Origin of the sequence: Pseudomonas lurida (assembly GCF_013522705.1) — a bacterium.
Classification (GTDB): domain Bacteria; phylum Pseudomonadota; class Gammaproteobacteria; order Pseudomonadales; family Pseudomonadaceae; genus Aquipseudomonas; species Aquipseudomonas quebecensis.
The window spans coordinates 1-17,113 of record NZ_JAAMRE010000002.1 but is presented as its reverse complement, the minus strand read 5'-3'; the positions used below and the strand labels follow the sequence as shown (position 1 = coordinate 17,113).

The following is a 17,113-nucleotide window of genomic DNA, read 5'->3' as shown; positions in this document are numbered from 1 at the left end:
GCTGCCTAGCATGGAAAACCCGAGCCTTTGACTCGGTTTTTTCATGCAACGGCACCACAGGAACGCCCCATGACCTCTTCAACTTCCGCTTCCCAGCCGCACCCCAGGCGCAGTGACCTGACCTTGGAACTGATCGCCCAATTCCACGCCGGGCCCTCCTTCAGGGCCACCGCCACCCAACTGTTGCGCCAGGCGCTGAACGAACTCTACCCGGACCTGAACATCGACCCGGACAGCACCCTGATGGGTTCGCCGACCTGGACGCTCATCGAGGGCCAACCGGTCGCCGGACCGACCACCTATCGCGCGCTCAGCGACCTGCTGGCGCGCCAAGCCGTCCTCCAAATACCGGTGCTGTGCATCGAGGGCGAGCACTTCCTGACGCGGCAGCCGATCACCGCGCCACCTGAGCACCTGCCCGTACGCATGACCGACATCGCCAGGATCATCAACACCCAGGCACCGGTGATGCTCAGCGCGTTTCAGGCGTACCTGGTGGATTTCTGGAACGAGAGCAACGCCAAGGGCCCGCGCTGGCAGGAATTGTCCAGCACCCTGCGCAGCGGCTGGGGCACTGCGCAGGTGGAAGAATGGGATGAGACCGATCGCGCCATGGCAGATCGACTGTATCGCTTCCCCGACCGCGCCGCCCGGCAAATCGATGACCCCTATGCGAGCAAAGCCTGCATTGTCGAAATCGAACAGGTCGAGGACGGCGCTGCCACGCGCTTCAGCCCGCTGATGCTGGCGGTGCTGCTGGGCGAGCACCTGGGCCGCGCAATCATCCTCACTTACTCGCCGCGCAACGGCTACGAAAAATTCGACTCTCTGGACCAGTTGGGCGAGTCGCTGCCTACGCATGCCGGGTCGCAGACGCATCGCACATCGCTGCAATGGCGTTTATCCGAGCCCCAGGGCAACTTCTTCGATCAGTTGGCCTGCGTGTTTATCAGTGCACAGGTCGAAGCCGTGGGCGCGCTGGATTTTTCGAACTTGCTCCAGAGCAATTCGGCCCAAGTTAATCAGGCATTGAATGCAGGTCCGGGTGCCATTTACACGCCAGCGCACCAAGGGCCCAACCTCGACTGGTATCACCATGCGCTTCCCGACTGGCTGAAAAACGCCTCGGTCGGCGACCAGAATAACTTCGCTCAGCACCTCAAAGATCTCGCGGCCCTCAACAGCCTGAATATGGGCGCCTCCTACCTGGACGGTATCCCCGGCATTGAGCAGTACGCGCTTGAGCAAATCAGGCAACAGGTCCTACTGGATCATCCGGACGCCCTGCACGTGCCGTTGGAAAAAATCGTCTTCAAGGTGCAAAGCGTGGTGGTCTGGGGATTGTTCGTCGTGCCCGGGAGTGTTGAAACCACCTCCTTTACCCTCGTTGAGCTGGCCCTGCAGAACCTCATCGCACTGCCCCTGGGCAACAAAACCATAGAGCTGCGCAACGGTGCCAACTTGCCCGACTGGCTGACGGTCGATTATGTCGAAGACATCATTCAACGGGTCGACGTCGGTCAAACCTACCCAGCCCTGATCAAACAGAATTTGCTGGAGCTGCGCCATGAGTCGGCCCGTCGCAAAAAGCTCTACAGCGAACAGCTGCGTATCCAGCTACCGTTGATGGCTTTGCAGAGCAAGCTGCGACGGCAAGACGGGATCGATGAGCAGGGTTACCGTTACCTCGTCGCGCTGATGCAGGCCGAGGAACACGACCGCAAGGTCGATGGCCAGGATATCGTCCTTCACCAATTGGCTTTCTACCCCACTCGCCGCGCGGACCAGAGCTACGACATCGTGGCGAACATGTACGTGATCGGCCTGCGCAATCTGAGCGGCGGGCCCTGCCTGCTCTATCGCCCGTTATTCAACCCGCCACTGATTCAATACGCCTCCTCCGCCAACCTGATCTATGACGTCATGCAGTCGTCCACATTGCGCAGCTCGATACTGCCCTGGCTGCCCGATGACGTGCGCGACGACTACGCAAACCTCGTCTTTCCAGGCGACGTACCCTCCCCCTGGGAGGTCTTCAACTACCTGGTAGATCCGCTCAGAGTGTTGATTTTGAGCGGTCCTGTGGCACTGGCCAATCCCGTCGTCGGCAGCGACATGCTGGGTGCACTGTTTAATGCCAACGCCCAGGCGCTGTTCACCCTGGCCGATCGACAATCGGTTTCCAACGCGGAGAACCGCTGGGCGACGCTCAAGCAGATCGGCTGGGTGTTGCTCAATGCCGTGCTGCCCTTCCTAAACCCGACCCTGGGCACCGCCGCCTGGATCTGGCAGATTTTCGATCAAGTGCAAGCGCTCGTCGAAGCGAGCGAACAGCAGGACAAACCTGCGCAATGGGCTGCCCTCACTGACGTTTTGCTCAACATTGGCATGGCGATCACCTTGCACACCGTCACGCGGCGGCAGAGCATCGGCAAGTCGCTTACCCACGAACCCGGCACGCCGGTCAAACCGCCGCTGATCAAACGATTGCCCCTCCAGACCGCATCCGCGCGGCCGACTGAACGAGCAGGCCCGCTCAGTACCAGCGGTGCCCTCAACCGCTTGCCCGGCCCGTTGGCGACCGTGCTGGACAGCTTCCATGTGGTAAAACCCAAGAACCTGGGCCAGCCCATTACCGAAGCGGGCACCTACCAGCACCTCTATCGATCAGGCCGGAAATATTACGTATCCCTGGGGCAACGCTGGTTCGAGGTATCGGCGCAGGCGGACGAGCCCGTGGTGATCATCGATCCCAACCAACCGGAGCGCAGCGGCCCGGCGCTGATACACAATGCAGCCGGCCAATGGTTCATCGACACGCGCCTGCGATTGCGTGGCGGCGGCCCCAAGCATGCAAGCCGGCGGGCGAGTCTGCTGGCCACGGAAAAAGCCAAGCAGCTGCGCGACAAACTGCAGACATTCGAAACAGGCAAAAAGGCCGCATCACTTGAATTGGAGCAAGCCCGCACAGCAATGACAGAAGCACCCGGTACGTCGGCCGCTGCCAGGCGCGAAGGCTATCTGCAAGCACTCGACAGCCAACGCTCGGACTATGAAACGGCCCTGCAGGACCTCAAGAAACTGAATGTCTTCGAACCCCTTGCCGACTATCCGCCCAAAGCGCTGAGCTACCTGAGGGCACAGCTGGAGTTAACCGAGTTCGGTATCCGCGAAACCCAGCAGACATTCACCCCAGGCCTTAGAACAATAATGGATCAGGTCACACGCCAGGCCGAGTCGCCTGGAGAGCGGCACATCGAGGACGCGCAGCATTTCAGCCAGATAAACCAGGACATGATCGAACGCCTTGATTACGTCGAGTCGCGTTTCGAAGAGCTGCGCGAACTGGGCCAGCAAGGCTACCGTGAGATCAGCCAACACAAAGGACTGTTGCCCAGTTACACCAGCTCAAACCTTAAGGCCCTGCAATTAACTACGTCACGCAACCTGTGCCTGAGCGAGTCGTCGCTCAATAGCACTCCGCAGGCGTGGTCGACCCTGGATGACATCGTCAACACCGCCGATGTTGCAGCCCAGACCCTGCACGATACGCTTTTCGAGCGAAGCGAAGCACGCCTGGACGAGCGTATCGAAGCGCTCGGCAGCCTGACTGAGCAGTTTGCGGTCGTAGATGAGCGCCTGGAAGACCTGTCGCAGGAATTTTCCGCCGAAATCATTCCCGAACAGTTGCAACGCCTGCGCGCGCAGATACACCGATACTCCCAGGACACCCAGTTGCACCTGGCACGGCTGCACCTGGAACGTGACAATCTCAGGCATCGCCCCACCCCGCCGCCGACTCCGCCGGCTCAGCGTAAAATGTTCATCCGCACCCGCTATGACGGCCTGTTGATCGGCGAGCCACGCTCGACGCAGTTGGGGCATGAGCCCGACTTCGTGGACATCAAATCGCCCATCACTCAACACATCATCGCCACCTACCACAAAAAGGATCAGGCCCAGTGGGTCAGACGCATCACCGCACCCGCTGCCCCTGCGCCTGTGGCGCCGGACCTTACGGCATCCCTCGATCAGGCCCAGGCTTTTCTGGACGGATTGAGCGCGTTCAAGGCTCGCGCCCACGAGCAAGCGGCCAAGCCGGCACGTACTGCGGTCGGTATCGAATACCTGTATCACCAGCACGCCCTGCGGCTGGAGGAAACCCAGCATGCCATCGACCACGCCTTGTCATCGCCCGGCGTAGTGAAGAATGAACTGCGCTCCGCCACCCTCGCCAGTCAGAAACTCAAGGAGGCCACGGCAGACCTCTACCTGGAAGCCAACCAGCAGGTGCGACGCATGATCATAGAGCGACCGCCCACTGTCGAGGGCGTGGAATGGCTCCTGCAGCGCAAAGAAGTCACCCTTAAAAAGACCATCAGCCGGCGTCGGATCAAAGGTGTCCAGGAGGACTACCTGGATGAATACACCATCGCCGACCGCGCGCGGCATAACGTGCTCTGGTATGCCCATTTCCATTACTCGGCGTCGTGGACGCCGCCCAGGACGTTTATCTCGGCACGCCTGAAAACCCCGGCCGAGCATCGGATGGGCGCAGCCGCCGATACCGTCAATGGGTTCAACCAGCAGCAACGGCTTGACTACTACCGCAGCGAAATCAACCTGGAACAGGCCCGCCGGTTGTTTTTCAATCTCTGATCGAACGGCCAGGGCGGTTCAGCAATCCCGAGTGGAAGCCGGGCCGCCTACTTATCTACCTCCGCGGCGTTCCTTGAGTGGTTAGTTTGCAGGTCCACCGCCTGTGATCACCAAGGAGCTGACATGCCCAACGACTCTACTCAATCCGCCCCCACGCCAACCGCCCCCGGCTACGGGCTGCTCACCCAGCTGACCACCGGCCCCTCCAGCCGGGAAGTGGCTTCCAACCTGCTGCGCGAAGCCCTCGCAGAACTGTACCCCAAGCTCAATCTCAATCCGGATTTCTGCATGCTGGTCACTCCGCGCTGGCAAGTGACAGAGCAGGCGCTTGAACGCGGCGAGCCGCAGGTCGAATCCCTCACCAGTATCCTCGCGCGCCAGGCGCTCATGCCCAAGCCGCTGGTCTACATCGAGGGCGAGCATTACCTGACCCTGCAACCCAACGTGCGGTCGCCGGTGCATTTGCCGGTTGCCATCGACGCCATCGCGCGCCTGATGAACGAGCTGTCGACGCTGCTGTACGTCGCGTTCCAGGAGCAGCAGTTGAATTACTGGAATACGTCCTACAACAGCGCAGGGGTGCGCTGGAAAGTATTCGCTAACGCCCTGGGCAAAGCATGGAATGTCACCACCGCTGAAGGTTGGGATGAGGACGAATGCAAGATGGCCCGCCTGCTGTACCACGCACCCGACCGTGCCAACCGAGCCTCCGATGCCCCCTACAACCTTCGCGCGTGCCTGATCGACGTCGATGTAGTGTTGCCCGACCGCCACGCGCACGTGGGGTTGTTGGGTATTGCCGTGCTGATCGGCACACTCCAGGAGCGCCAGGCCATCCTCACGTTCTCGCTGACGGACGGTTACAGCCGCTATGACTCACTGGACGAGTTGGGGAAGATATTACCGGGCACGCTCGACCCTCTGTACGCCGGTGCCGAGATCCAGTGGCGATTGTATGAACCCCACGGCAACTATTTCGAAAGCCTGGCCTGCACACTGATCGGCCTGCAGGTCGAGGCCATCGGCCTGATGGGCGATGACGTTGCGCAGGACCAAACCGAGTTGCCACTGCGCCATTCGGCCGTCTCCCGAATCATGCCCAGCCTTGAGGATCTGAGCGATGAGCATCTCTCGCGGATCTTCGACATCCACCAGCATTTACCCGACTGGCTGACGGCCGCCTCGGACGCGGACATGGCAGCCTACAGCCGCTTGATGATCGACCTCGCCGAGCTCAACGCCCACTGGCACGGACGCGCCTTCAACGACGGTATCGCGCCGATCCGCGACTATGCCCGCGAACAGTTGCAGAGCCGCATCAACGCCCGTGCTCAGGACGCGCCCCTGAACCTGGACAAGGTGCAGATTGAAATTCGCTCGCCGGTGATCTGGGGTTCCTTCCCGATCCCCGGCGCGCAAGACATCACTCGGCGTAACCTGATCGACCTGGCGCTGGAGAACCTCACCGGCCTGCCCATCGGTGTCGTCAGCGTGACCTACAACGGCGGCGACGCCCCGCAATGGCTGTCCTATGACTACCTCAAGGAGGTGATCGAGGGGCTTGATATCGGCGCGACCTACCCGGCGCTGATCAAGCAAAAACTGCTCGATGACCCGCAGCAATCGGCGCAACGCTCACGCCTCTACACCGCGCATTTACGCGTACAACTACCGTTGCTGGCCCTGCAGTTGAAATTGCAGCGGCGAAATGGCCTGGATGAACGTGGCTTCCGCTACGTTGCCGCCGTGATGCAAACCGAGGCGCACGAACGCAACGTAGATGCGCAGCCGGCTGTGATTCGTCGCCTGGCCTTTGCTCCCAGGCTGCGCCCTGGCAACGGTCACGACATCGTCGCCAACATGTACGTGATCGAGCCGAAGGACCCTGGCGCCGGCCCGTGTATCCTGTATCGCCCATTGCTGGAGCCGATGCTGCTGCAGTTTCCCTCGCGCCAGAACCTCCTGTACGCCATCAAGCAAGACCCGGCGCTGCGTGAGTCGGTGCTGGCCTGGCTGCCTGAGGAGGTGCGTTTCAACTACACGCAATACGTATTTCCCGACACTCTGCCGTCACCCTGGACGGCCGCGCGCCTGCTGGTCGAGCCGGCAACCGTGCTGCAGATGAGCGGGCCGATCGACTTGAGCAACGCAACCCTGGGCGATGACGCGCTGGACACGCTGTTCAGCGCCAATGCCAAGGCGATGGTTGAGCTGGCGACTCGGCAATCGGTATCCAATGTGAAGAAACGCTGGGACACGTTTCGCCGCACGGGTTGGCAGCTGTTGACCGCCGTCTTGCCGTTCCTGGGTCGTACCCTCGGCATCGCCGCCTGGATCTGGCAAATCATGGACGACCTGGAGCAGGCCGAACGGGTCGTCGACACGCCGCAGGCGCAGGCCCCGTGGACCGCGCTGGTGGACATGTTGCTCAATGTGGGGATGGCGCTGACGCTGCATGTCACGCTGCGCCATCCTCCCTCCCAGGCACTGGACGAACCCCTCAAGCCTCTGGCCGCAGAGCGCATGGAGGTGCTGGAGGAGACCGAAAAGCCCCCGGTAAAGGCACCGGCAAAGGTCCCTGTGAAGCGCCAGTCGGACGTTCCCGACAGCCAATTGCCACCCTCGCATCAAGGCCCTCTGAATGTCAGCGGCCCGCTGCACAGTACGCCGACACGCCTGGCCACACTGCTGAGCAGCTTCGCCGTACCCAAACCCGAGGGGCTGGGCGAGCAAAACACCAGCGCCGGCACCCACCTGTACCTCTACCCATTGAGTGAAAAATGGTATGCGCCGGTGGCCCAGCGCTGGTTCGAAGTCACGCTGGATGCCAATGACAACGTGATGGTCGTCGATCCCAGGGAGCCAACCCACACCGGCCCGCTGCTGGTGAATAACCGCGCCGGGCAGTGGTTCATCGATTCTCGCCTGCGCCTGCGTGGCGGTGGCTTCAGAAACCGTCGCCGGACCGCTCAGGAGCAGAAGCCCTCGCGCATCGAGAGCCTGCGCAAGGACCTCATTGCCTTTAGCGAAAATGATGAACGCACCCAATCGCAACTGTACGAAGCGCAGGTGGCCATCGGCTCGGAGCCGGGGCCGTCCACGGCCCAGCGTCGCGAGGCGTTCATCAGCCAGGCGGATGAGCGGGTAGGTGCCTACGACACCCCCATCCGTCAGCTCAGGGCCTTGAGCATCATCGACACCGTGCCCAATTACCAGAGCCTGATGAGCGGCTACTTGAACAAACAGCTGATCCTCACGCGCTCGGTGATCGAAGAGCGTGTCGGCCCTTTTCGCGACACGATGGAAGCCACCATGAACGTGCTCGACCCTTCGGCGACAGACACCACGCAACAGCAGGTGGAACAGGCGCAGGCCATGTCGAACATGAGCATGGACATGATCCGGCGCATGGAATATGTCGACTCGCGCTATCGGGAATTGGAGGAACTGGGTGTCGCAGGCGCCGACGTCATTCAGCGCACCCGGCAACGCGTGCCCAACATCCAGGTGATCGACCTCAAGGCGCTGCAAATCACCGTCGCGCGTTTCCTGTGCGTCGCTCTTACCGAGGACACAACCGAAACGCGGCGGCGGCTCAACCGCATCATCGATGACCTGGATATCAGCATCCAAAGCTTCATCGAGCTGCTCGGCAAAGTCGGCGGCGTGCCCCTGGATCAACGCATCGAAGTGCTCAACAGCATGGTTGAGCAATTCGCCCTCGGCGACCAGCGCCTGCTCGACCTGCATGCCGACGCACCGCAAAAACTGCTGCGCGAGCCCTTGGAGACGCTGCGCGGCTACATCAATGACTTTCAGCAACAGGCCACGCAGGACTTGGTCAGGCTGCTGCGCGAACGCCGCGCCATGGAGCCCAAGCCCGGGCCATCCAGATCACCGACGACGCCCCAACGCAAAGTCATCAAGACCCGCTACAAAGGCGTGATCGTGGGCGAACCGCGCGAAGCCGACAGCCATCTGGTGGACATCAAGGCACCGCTGACCGGCAAGGTCATCGCCACCTTCCACGAGAAAACCCCAGGCGTCTGGCTGGAACATGAACCGTCGGCCTCGCGCCCCCCGAAACCCGAGTCGATCGACCTGGACACCAGCCTCAACAGCGCACAAGACCTGCTGGATGCGGAGCCTGCCGAATCCCGGCGCATCCTCAACCATTCGCGCAAGGCCGGGTGCATTCCGGTGGAAATAGAAGAGATGTTCCACCAATACGCGATGCGCCTGGAAATGGCCGCCGATCAGATCGAGGAAGCGCTGACCCAACGCAATCTGATCGAGAGCGATCGCCCGTCCGCGGTCATCCTCAGAAAAGCCCTGGCCGATCATGCGACGCGGCTCTTCGCGTTAGGTACCGACACCCGAATCAACATGACCAAGCAGCAACCGCCCACCGCGGCCCGCCTGGAATGGCTGCATCAAGAGGGGCAAGTGGCAATCAGAAAAACCGTCACCCGGCGACGCCTCAAAGGCCCCGGCAAGGACTACCTGGACGAGTACGAGATTCGCGGCACCAAGGACAATGCCGTGCTGTGGTACGCGCACTTCCACTACCCATCGCCCCAGGCCGCCGATGAAGCGTTCGGCGCCGCGCACCTCAAAACCCGCGAACAACAGAAGCTCGGCGGCGCCGTAGAACGCAAGGACGTCAGTGCCCGCGACCAGATCGCGATTTATCGCAGCGAGATCAGCCCGGCGCTGGCCGGTTCGCTGTTTTTTCCCCAGTTGAAGCCGGCGGCTGCGCCTGGCGCATCAAAATCGTAGGTGCCGATCAACACCGCCAGGCCTCGCGTAAACGTTCCAGCGCCTGCGCGATAGCGGGCTCTGGCACTGCGGCAAAGCCCAGCACCAGGCCGGCGCCCTGGTCCGGCGCCAGCGTGGATGGCGCCAGCCAGTAATTGCTCAAGCCATTGATCTCAACGCCCACGGCATGGGCCTGTGCAAGCAATTGCTGCTCGCGGGCAAGGTTGTCGACACGCACGGTGATGTGCAGCCCTGCGGCGACGCCGGGCAATTGGCCGACGCCGGGCAAACCGCGCGGCCAACCGGCGAGCAATGCATTGCGCCGACTCAATGCCGCACGCCGCATACGTCGAATATGGCGCTGGAAGTGCCCGGCCGCCATGAACTCGGCCATCACCGCCTGCGTGCTGACTTCCGAGTGGCGCATGTCCACGGCGCGACGCCGGGAAAAGGCCTCTACCAGGCCTGGCGGCAGCACCAGGTAGCCCAGGCGCAGCGCCGGGAACGCCACTTTACCGAAGGTGCCCACGTACAACACGCGCCCGCTGCGGTCCAGCGCGGCCAGGGGCGACAGCGGTGCGCCGCTGTAGCGGTACTCGCCATCGTAGTCGTCTTCGATGATCCAGCCGCCGGTGCGTTCGGCCCAGGCCAGCAGCTCCAGGCGGCGCGCCAGGCTCATCACCACGCCCAACGGGTATTGGTGCGACGGCGTAACGTAGGCCAAGCGGCAATCGGCCAGGGTGTTGAGCACGCCACAGTCAATCCCCTCCTCATCAACCGGGACGCCATGCAGGCACGCACCGGCCAGGGCGAACGCATGCCCGGCGGCGCGGTAGCCCGGGTTTTCCACCGCCACGCCGTCGCCGGGCGCCACCAGCAACTGTGCACAAAGGCTGATTGCCTGTTGCGCGCCGCTGGTGATCACAATTTGTTCAGCGGTGCATTGCATGCCGCGTGAACTGCGCAGATAGGCGGCGATCAACCCACGCAGGCGAGCGTCTCCGGCAGGGTCGCCGTAGCACAGCTGCTCCAGGTTAGGCCTGCGCCAGAAAGCCCCGTTGAGCTTGGCCCAAACCTCAAACGGAAACAGATCAAAGGCCGGCACGCCGACACGAAAGGCCTTGGGCGGCCCCACCGGCGGTTGAGACAAATGGTGGGTTTCCAGACGCTCCAGCGCCGCGCTGTGGATAACTTTCAGGCTCGAATTAACCGATGAATTTCCGCAATTTGTGGATAAAGCTGGGGATAAGCCTGGTGATAACCCTGTGGATGGTTTTGTGGATAGTTTTTTCGCCGTCGGTAATTGGGCGACATAGGTGCCGTCTCCGACGCGCGCTTCGATAAAGCCTTCGGCGTACAACTGATCGTAGGCCCGCACCACGCTGTTGCGGGAAATCGACAAGGCCGCCGCCAGGTCGCGGCTGGCGGGCAGGCGCGTGCCACTCACCAGGCGTCCGTCCAGCACACGTTGGCGCAGGGCGTCGTAGAGCTGGCGTGTCAGGCCCTGGCGAGGGTCCAACTCAATACCGGCGGGGTTGAAGGACAACGGCGGCGACGCAGGCGGCATATTGGACCTATGAAATTGACCCTGGATGGCTCTTACCACAGACCATTAGCCTGCCTAGGATGGCGCCATTCGCCAAGGAAAATAATCATGTACACACCGCGCGCCTTTGCCCTCGATGACTTGCCCGAAATCCAGCAACTGATCCAGCACACGCGCCTGGCGCAACTGGTGACCCTGGGCGACGACGGCCTGCAAGCCAGCCACCTGCCGCTGCTGCTCAACCCTGATGAAGGCTCGAACGGCACGTTGTACGGGCACATGGCCAAGGCCAACCCACAGTGGCGCGACCTGCAAAACGGCAGCGAAGCCCTGGTGATTTTTGCCGGCGCCGACGCCTACATCAGTCCATCGTTCTACCCGACCAAGGCCGAGCACGGCAAAGTGGTGCCCACCTGGAATTACCTGGCGGTACATGCCTACGGCAAGGCCGAGGTGTTCACCGATGCCGAGCGCTTGCTGGCGGTGGTCAGTGCGTTGACTGACCGCCACGAAAGCCGTCGCGCCCAACCATGGGCCGTCAGCGATGCCCCGGCCGACTACATCGACGGCATGCTCAAGGCCATCGTCGGTTTCTCGCTGCCCATCGAGCGCCTGATCGGCAAACGCAAACTCAGCCAGAACCGCAGCTCGGCGGATATCGCCGGTGTGCGCGACGGCCTGGCCGCCAGCAGCGACGTGCGCGACCAGACCCTCGCCCGATTTATTCCCAAAGGAGCCACAGAATGAGTCCTATCGATATCCGCCCCGTCACCGCCGCCGACCACGCGGCGTGGTTGCCGTTGTGGCAGGCGTATTTGCAGTTCTACAACACCGAACTGCCGGACGCGGTGAGCCACAGTACCTGGCAGCGTTTGATCGACCCCAGCGAACCGACTCATTCGGCGCTGGCCTGGCAGGACGGCAAGGCGGTGGGTATGGTCAACTTCATCTACCACCGCTCCAACTGGAGCATCGAGAACTCCTGCTACCTGCAGGACCTGTTGGTGGACCCGTCCCAGCGCGGCACCGGTGTCGGTCGCAAACTGATCGAATTCGTCTACGCCACCGCCAAGGCCGACGGTTGCTGCAAGGTGCACTGGCTGACCCACGAGACCAACTCCACCGCGATCCAGCTGTATGAGCGGATCGCCGAGCGCCCGGGTTTCATTCAATTTCGCAAAGGTCTTTAAGGAGCGCAGCATGTCCACTTCCCTCGCCGACTGGAAAGGTGCTCCGGCGCCCTCGGCTCAACTGCTCGAAGGGCGCTTTATCCGCCTGGAAAAACTCGATCCCGCACGCCACGCCGATCAACTCTGGCAAGCGCTGGAAGGCCCCGGCGCCGACCCCAAGCTGTGGGATTACTTGCCCTATGGTCCGTTTGCCGAGCGCGCGGCCTTCGATGCCTGGCTGAACAATCATGCGGCCAACAGCGACCCGTATTTTTTCAGCGTGATCGACCGTGTCAGCGGCGATGTACAAGGCATCCTCAGCCTGATGTCGATCGTGCCGGCCCAGGGCCGCATCGAAATCGGCCACGTCACCTTCGGCGCACCGATGCAGCGTTCGCCGAAAAGCACCGAGGCGGTGTACCTGCTGGCCAAATACGCGTTCGAGCAGGGTTATCGCCGCCTGGAATGGAAGTGCAACAACGGCAATGCCCGTTCCAAATACGCGGCCGAGCGCCTGGGGTTCAGTTTTGAAGGGGTGTTCCGCCAGCATATGGTGGTCAAGGGGCAGAACCGGGATACGGCGTGGTATTCGATTTTGGACGGGGAATGGCCGGTGGTGGCGGCGGCTTTTGAGCAATGGTTATCCCTGGCGAATCAGACGGCTTCCGGGCAGCTCAAGGGCCTGGCGGAGTGCCGCCAGGCGCTTTAAGCGTCAGTTCAGCTTCTGCGCCAGCACCGCAATATGCTCCGGCCCGATCCCGCAGCAGCCGCCCAGATGGCTGGCGCCACGCGATTGCCAGTCGGCCGCCCACTGCAGGTAGCCCGGCGGGTCGAGGTCGTCGCGCAGCGGGTCCAGGCCGTCGTTGGCCGTGGCTTCCTTGGGTTGCGGCGGGAAGGCATTGGCATAGGCGCCGATCTGGATCTGCACGCCCAGGCGTTCGAAGGTCTGGCGAGCCGCATCGATCGCCGCGCCAATCACTTCAGGCTGGCTGCAGTTGAACAGCAGCACCTGTACACCCCATTGCGCCGCCGCTTCGGCGGCGTCCGCCACCGGCTCGCCGGAACGCAGGCGCGGCACTTCATCGGTGTCTTCGTCTTTCAAGGTAAACGACAGCCAGAACGGCTTGCCGTCCTTCGGCAAACCAGCGTGGATCGCTCGCGCCTCAGCGATGGAGCTCTGGGTTTCCGCCAGCCACAGGTCGACATGGGGCGCCAGGCCCTGCACCAGGGGCGTCAGCAGCTCGGACACCCGCGCCGGCTCGAACAGGTCGGGCCGGTAGGAGCCGAATAACGGCGGCAACGAACCGGCCACGCGCACGGGTTTGCCCGAAGCCTCTACTGCTCGGCGCGCCAACTCCCCCGCCAGCGCCGCCAGGGCCTGGCCCTCGGCAGCAAAACGCGCTTCACCGATGTGAAACGGCACCACCGCATAACTGTTGCTGGTAATGACGTCGGCGCCGCTGTCGATATAGGCCGCATGCACCGCCTCCACCGCCTGCGGGGCTTCGCTCAGGGCCAGTGCCGACCACTCCGGCTGCCGGAAAGGCGCGCCACGGCGTTGCAGTTCACGGCCCATGCCGCCGTCGAGAATTACTGTGATTTCAGCGCCCATATAGCTTTTACTCATATGCTTATGAAAATAACTCACTATGAGAGTCGTTCTTATAACTATTTAATGCGTACCATTCGGTTAATAACAACCTCTTTTTTATTCAGGTGTTCATTTTGAAATTCAAACCGCTATGGGCCTTGGGCCTGACGATGCTGGCTGCTTCAACCCAAGCCTTTGGCGGCGCCACCCTGGACCGCATCGAACAGAAAAAAGAACTGGTGGGCGTGCTGATGGAAAGCTACCCACCGTTCTCTTTTCTCAACGATCAGAACCAGCTCGACGGCTTCGACGTCGACGTGGCCAAGGCCGTGGCACAGAAACTGGGCGTTAAGCTGCGCCTGGAAACGCCGTCCTGGGATGTGATCGCCGCCGGCCGCTGGAGCGGGCGCTATGACATTTGCATCTGTTCCATGACCCCGAGCAAGGCCCGCGCCGAGGTGTTCGACTTCCCGGTGGAGTACTACGCGTCCCCTGCGGTCATTGTGGTCAACGCCAAGGACGACCGCATCCACGGCGCCAAGGACCTGAGCGGCAAGAAAGTCGGCCTGACCAGCGCCTCCAGCTATGAAAGCTACCTGAATAAAAATCTGCTGATCGAAGGCGCCGAAGACACGCAGTTGCAGTACCCGTTCGAGGACGTCCAGATCGCTCCATACGACACCGACAACGTAGCGTTCCAGGACCTCGGCCTGGGTGCCGGCGTGCGCCTGGATGCGATCCTCACCAACCTGGTCACCGCCCAGCCGCGCCTGGACCAGGACAAGCGCTTCAAGCTGGCCGGCGAGCCGCTGTACGCCGAGCCCAACTCGGTGGCCATCGAAAAAGGCGACCCGCAGTGGGACAGCAAAGTGCGTGACGTCTTTGCGCAGTTGAAACAGGACGGCACGTTGAGCACGCTGTCGAAAAAATGGATCGGTGCCGACATCAGCCAATGAGTCATCTGCCAAAACCCGCGCGCGCGCTGCTCGGCTTTCGCGCACGCCTGTACCTGACCTGGGCGGCGTTGTTCGCCCTGTTCGCCAGCTTCTTCCTGAGCTTTGACCTGAAGTTCTCGATCATCCTCGACAAGCTGCCCAACCTGATCGGCGTGCACCTGGCGCCCAACGGTTTCCTGCAAGGCGCGGCGCTGACGCTGTTCCTGTGTCTGTGCTCGATGGCGGCATCGTCGGTGCTGGGCTTTGTCACCGCCCTCGCACGCTTGTCGAAAAGCGCCGTGGCATTTGGCATCGCCAGTTTTTATGCGTCGTTTTTTCGCGGCACGCCGCTGCTGATCCAGATACTGCTGATCTACCTCGGTCTGCCGCAACTGGGCGTGGTGCCGGGCGCAATCGTCGCCGGCATCATTGCGCTGTCGCTGAACTATGGCGCCTACCTCAGCGAGATCTTCCGCGCCGGCATCCTCGGTGTGCCCCAGGGCCAGCGGGAGGCCGCCCTGGCCCTGGGCATGCGCGACCGGGAGATCTTCTGGCATGTCACCCTGCCCCAGGCCATGCGCACCATCATCCCGCCGGCCACCAACCAGTTCATCTCGATGCTCAAGGACTCGTCACTGATTTCGGTGATGGGCGTTTGGGAGGTGATGTTCCTGGCGCAGTCCTACGGCCGTTCGAGCTACCGCTACATCGAAATGCTCACCACCGCCGCGATCATCTACTGGGTATTGTCCCTGGGCCTGGAGCTGATCCAGGCACGCATGGAGCGGCACTACGGCAAGGGCTATGCGGGGCGGGGGTGAGGGAGCGTCGATCGCGCCTGATTCAGGCGTGCACTCAATGCTGTGCAGATTTAACGAATTGTTTTATCGCAACGCACTAGAGACATCTCCCGCAAACCCGCAGCACCCGGCCTGACAGTTATCACTCTGTCACCTCGCTAAATTCCCCGCCTCATACATCAGAGGTGGGTTTGCATGCCGTTCATACACAAGCAATTGGCAGTCGCCATCATCCTGGCGCTGGGCACAATCGGGGCTTCATACGCACACACTCGCGGCGACATGGAGCCGGACAGCGAGTGGCTGCAACCGCTCAGCGGCAACGGAGCGGCAGGTCATTCAGGGCTGGTCATTGCCAAGCCTCGGGACGCCAGCTTCGCCAACCGCGCCACCAGCCGTAATGGCCTGAACGTCGCCCGTATGCTGGACTCCGCAGTCAGCCAACTGCTGGCTTCGGACCAGCTCGACTATTGGGACAAACACCAACTGCGGCAATACGTGCATTACCTGGCGGGTCTGGAGCCGGGCCGCGTCGGCGCATTGCTTGAACAATTGGCGGGCAGCCAGAACGCCAACCTGGGCACGGCCACCCAGGCCAGCATGAAACAATTGAACGCCAGTCTGCTCGCGGCGATTCGTCAATTGGACACCTCTGAACAAGCAAGCCGTGTGTGGGTGCAAGGCGTGGGCAGCGGCGGCAAACTCGACGCACAGCACGGCAGCGCCGGCCTCAAACGGCGCAGCCAAGGGCTTTTGCTGGGCGCCGACTGGTCGTTGGCCAACGCCTGGCGGTTCGGCGTGGTGGGCGGCAAATCCGACAGTGACCTGAGTGCCAAACGCTTCAAGGGTGACCTGGACAGTTGGCACCTGGGCACTTATGCGGCACGCCAGGACGGCCCGTTCGCGCTGCGCCTGGGCGCGCTTTACAGCAGTCACGCGGGGCAGAACAAACGCTACGTGGATGTCGACTTCATCAATTATCGCGAACGCCTCACCGGCCACTACAAAGCTCAGAGTCAGAATGTATTCGCCGAACTGGGTTATCCGCTGGTCATCGCTGACCTGCGCGCCGAACCCTTTGCCGGACTGGGTCTGCAGCGCTATCACCGCCAGGGCTTTCGCGAAAAGGGCGGCTACAGCGCGCTGGATGTGCGGGCGCAGACCCAGCAAAACCTCAACACCACCTTCGGCCTGCGCCTGGCCCGAGACTTCAGGCTGGATAACCAGATGGCCCTCAAGCCGCATTTGAGCGCCAGTTGGACGCACCTGTACGGCAACGTCGAAAGCCGCGTGAAACAATCCTCGGCCTGGAGAGAACCTGAACACGTCAACAGCGAGTTCTCCATCAGCGGTACCTCACTGGCGCGAGACAGCCTGGCCGTGCGCACCGGCCTGGACGTGGCGCTGTCGGCTGAACACAGTGTGGGCCTGACCTATACCGCCGAACGTGGCAGCCACAGCCGCAACCAGGGACTGGCGGGGCAATGGACGATGGCGTTCTAAGCCGCTGAATCCAATGCAAAAAAAAGGTTCTTCACGGAATCCCGGGAAACATAGAAACAAGAACGCCGATTTGATGGATGATGTTCGTGCGAGCAAACACATCTAAAAAACCGGCGTTCTTATGCGCGATATTAATACTTTCCTTCCTTTTT

General features: G+C 61.9%; 10 protein-coding genes. 8 read left to right on the top strand and 2 right to left on the bottom strand.

Annotation, left to right across the window (positions count from 1 at the left end; genetic code table 11):
- Positions 1-69: 69 nt before the first annotated feature.
- On the top strand, positions 70-4,659 hold the full coding sequence (locus tag G7025_RS01730; RefSeq protein ID WP_181076198.1) for a hypothetical protein: 4,590 nt from the start codon (positions 70-72) through the stop codon (positions 4,657-4,659).
- Positions 4,660-4,782: 123 nt separating this feature from the next.
- Positions 4,783-9,438, top strand: coding sequence for a dermonecrotic toxin domain-containing protein (locus G7025_RS01725; protein ID WP_181076196.1), 4,656 nt, complete (start codon positions 4,783-4,785; stop codon positions 9,436-9,438).
- Positions 9,439-9,445: 7 nt separating this feature from the next.
- Here the strand turns inward: G7025_RS01725 and pdxR are convergent, their stop codons facing one another.
- A complete protein-coding gene (gene pdxR / locus G7025_RS01720; protein WP_181076195.1) occupies positions 9,446-10,984 on the bottom strand; it encodes a MocR-like pyridoxine biosynthesis transcription factor PdxR in 1,539 nt (512 codons plus the stop codon).
- A gap of 87 nt (positions 10,985-11,071) precedes the next feature.
- Between pdxR and G7025_RS01715 the strand changes: the two genes are divergently transcribed.
- The 3 genes from G7025_RS01715 to G7025_RS01705 are packed head-to-tail and all read left to right on the top strand — an operon-like array spanning position 11,072 to position 12,841.
- The gene (locus tag G7025_RS01715) at positions 11,072-11,710 is read left to right on the top strand and encodes an FMN-binding negative transcriptional regulator (protein WP_181076193.1); all 639 of its coding nucleotides are present in this window, start codon (positions 11,072-11,074) and stop codon (positions 11,708-11,710) included.
- Entirely contained in the window at positions 11,707-12,153 is a 447-nt protein-coding gene (locus tag G7025_RS01710; RefSeq protein WP_181076192.1) for a GNAT family N-acetyltransferase, read from the top strand. Before G7025_RS01715 ends, G7025_RS01710 begins: the two co-directional genes overlap by 4 nt.
- A gap of 10 nt (positions 12,154-12,163) precedes the next feature.
- Entirely contained in the window at positions 12,164-12,841 is a 678-nt protein-coding gene (locus tag G7025_RS01705; RefSeq protein ID WP_181076190.1) for a GNAT family N-acetyltransferase, read from the top strand.
- A 3-nt stretch (positions 12,842-12,844) separates the two neighbouring features.
- On the opposite strand, the gene G7025_RS01700 is transcribed toward G7025_RS01705, so the two are convergent.
- The gene (locus G7025_RS01700) at positions 12,845-13,744 is read right to left on the bottom strand and encodes a homocysteine S-methyltransferase family protein (protein ID WP_181076189.1); all 900 of its coding nucleotides are present in this window, start codon (positions 13,742-13,744) and stop codon (positions 12,845-12,847) included.
- 113 nt (positions 13,745-13,857) lie between these two features.
- Here G7025_RS01700 and G7025_RS01695 point away from each other — a divergent pair, with 113 nt between their 5' ends.
- From G7025_RS01695 to G7025_RS01685, 3 genes are all read left to right on the top strand, one after another.
- Positions 13,858-14,679 (top strand): ABC transporter substrate-binding protein, encoded by an 822-nt coding sequence (locus G7025_RS01695; RefSeq protein WP_181076187.1) that lies wholly within the window; start codon positions 13,858-13,860, stop codon positions 14,677-14,679.
- Entirely contained in the window at positions 14,676-15,479 is an 804-nt protein-coding gene (locus G7025_RS01690; RefSeq protein ID WP_181076185.1) for an amino acid ABC transporter permease, read from the top strand. The genes G7025_RS01695 and G7025_RS01690 overlap by 4 nt, the downstream gene beginning before the upstream one ends.
- Before the next feature lie 174 nt (positions 15,480-15,653).
- Positions 15,654-16,961: an autotransporter outer membrane beta-barrel domain-containing protein gene (locus G7025_RS01685; protein WP_181076184.1), complete on the top strand. Its 1,308-nt coding sequence runs from the start codon at positions 15,654-15,656 to the stop codon at positions 16,959-16,961.
- The last annotated feature ends 152 nt before the right edge of the window (positions 16,962-17,113 follow it).

What these genes read in the sequence shown, in the direction of transcription:
- G7025_RS01730 (WP_181076198.1), top strand. Translation starts at nt 70, where the DNA reads ATGACCTCTTCAACTTCCGCTTCCCAGCCGCACCCCAGGCGCAGTGAC.
- G7025_RS01725 (WP_181076196.1), top strand. Translation starts at nt 4,783, where the DNA reads ATGCCCAACGACTCTACTCAATCCGCCCCCACGCCAACCGCCCCCGGC.
- pdxR (WP_181076195.1), bottom strand. Translation starts at nt 10,984, where the DNA reads ATGCCGCCTGCGTCGCCGCCGTTGTCCTTCAACCCCGCCGGTATTGAG.
- G7025_RS01715 (WP_181076193.1), top strand. Translation starts at nt 11,072, where the DNA reads ATGTACACACCGCGCGCCTTTGCCCTCGATGACTTGCCCGAAATCCAG.
- G7025_RS01710 (WP_181076192.1), top strand. Translation starts at nt 11,707, where the DNA reads ATGAGTCCTATCGATATCCGCCCCGTCACCGCCGCCGACCACGCGGCG.
- G7025_RS01705 (WP_181076190.1), top strand. Translation starts at nt 12,164, where the DNA reads ATGTCCACTTCCCTCGCCGACTGGAAAGGTGCTCCGGCGCCCTCGGCT.
- G7025_RS01700 (WP_181076189.1), bottom strand. Translation starts at nt 13,744, where the DNA reads ATGGGCGCTGAAATCACAGTAATTCTCGACGGCGGCATGGGCCGTGAA.
- G7025_RS01690 (WP_181076185.1), top strand. Translation starts at nt 14,676, where the DNA reads ATGAGTCATCTGCCAAAACCCGCGCGCGCGCTGCTCGGCTTTCGCGCA.
- G7025_RS01685 (WP_181076184.1), top strand. Translation starts at nt 15,654, where the DNA reads ATGCCGTTCATACACAAGCAATTGGCAGTCGCCATCATCCTGGCGCTG.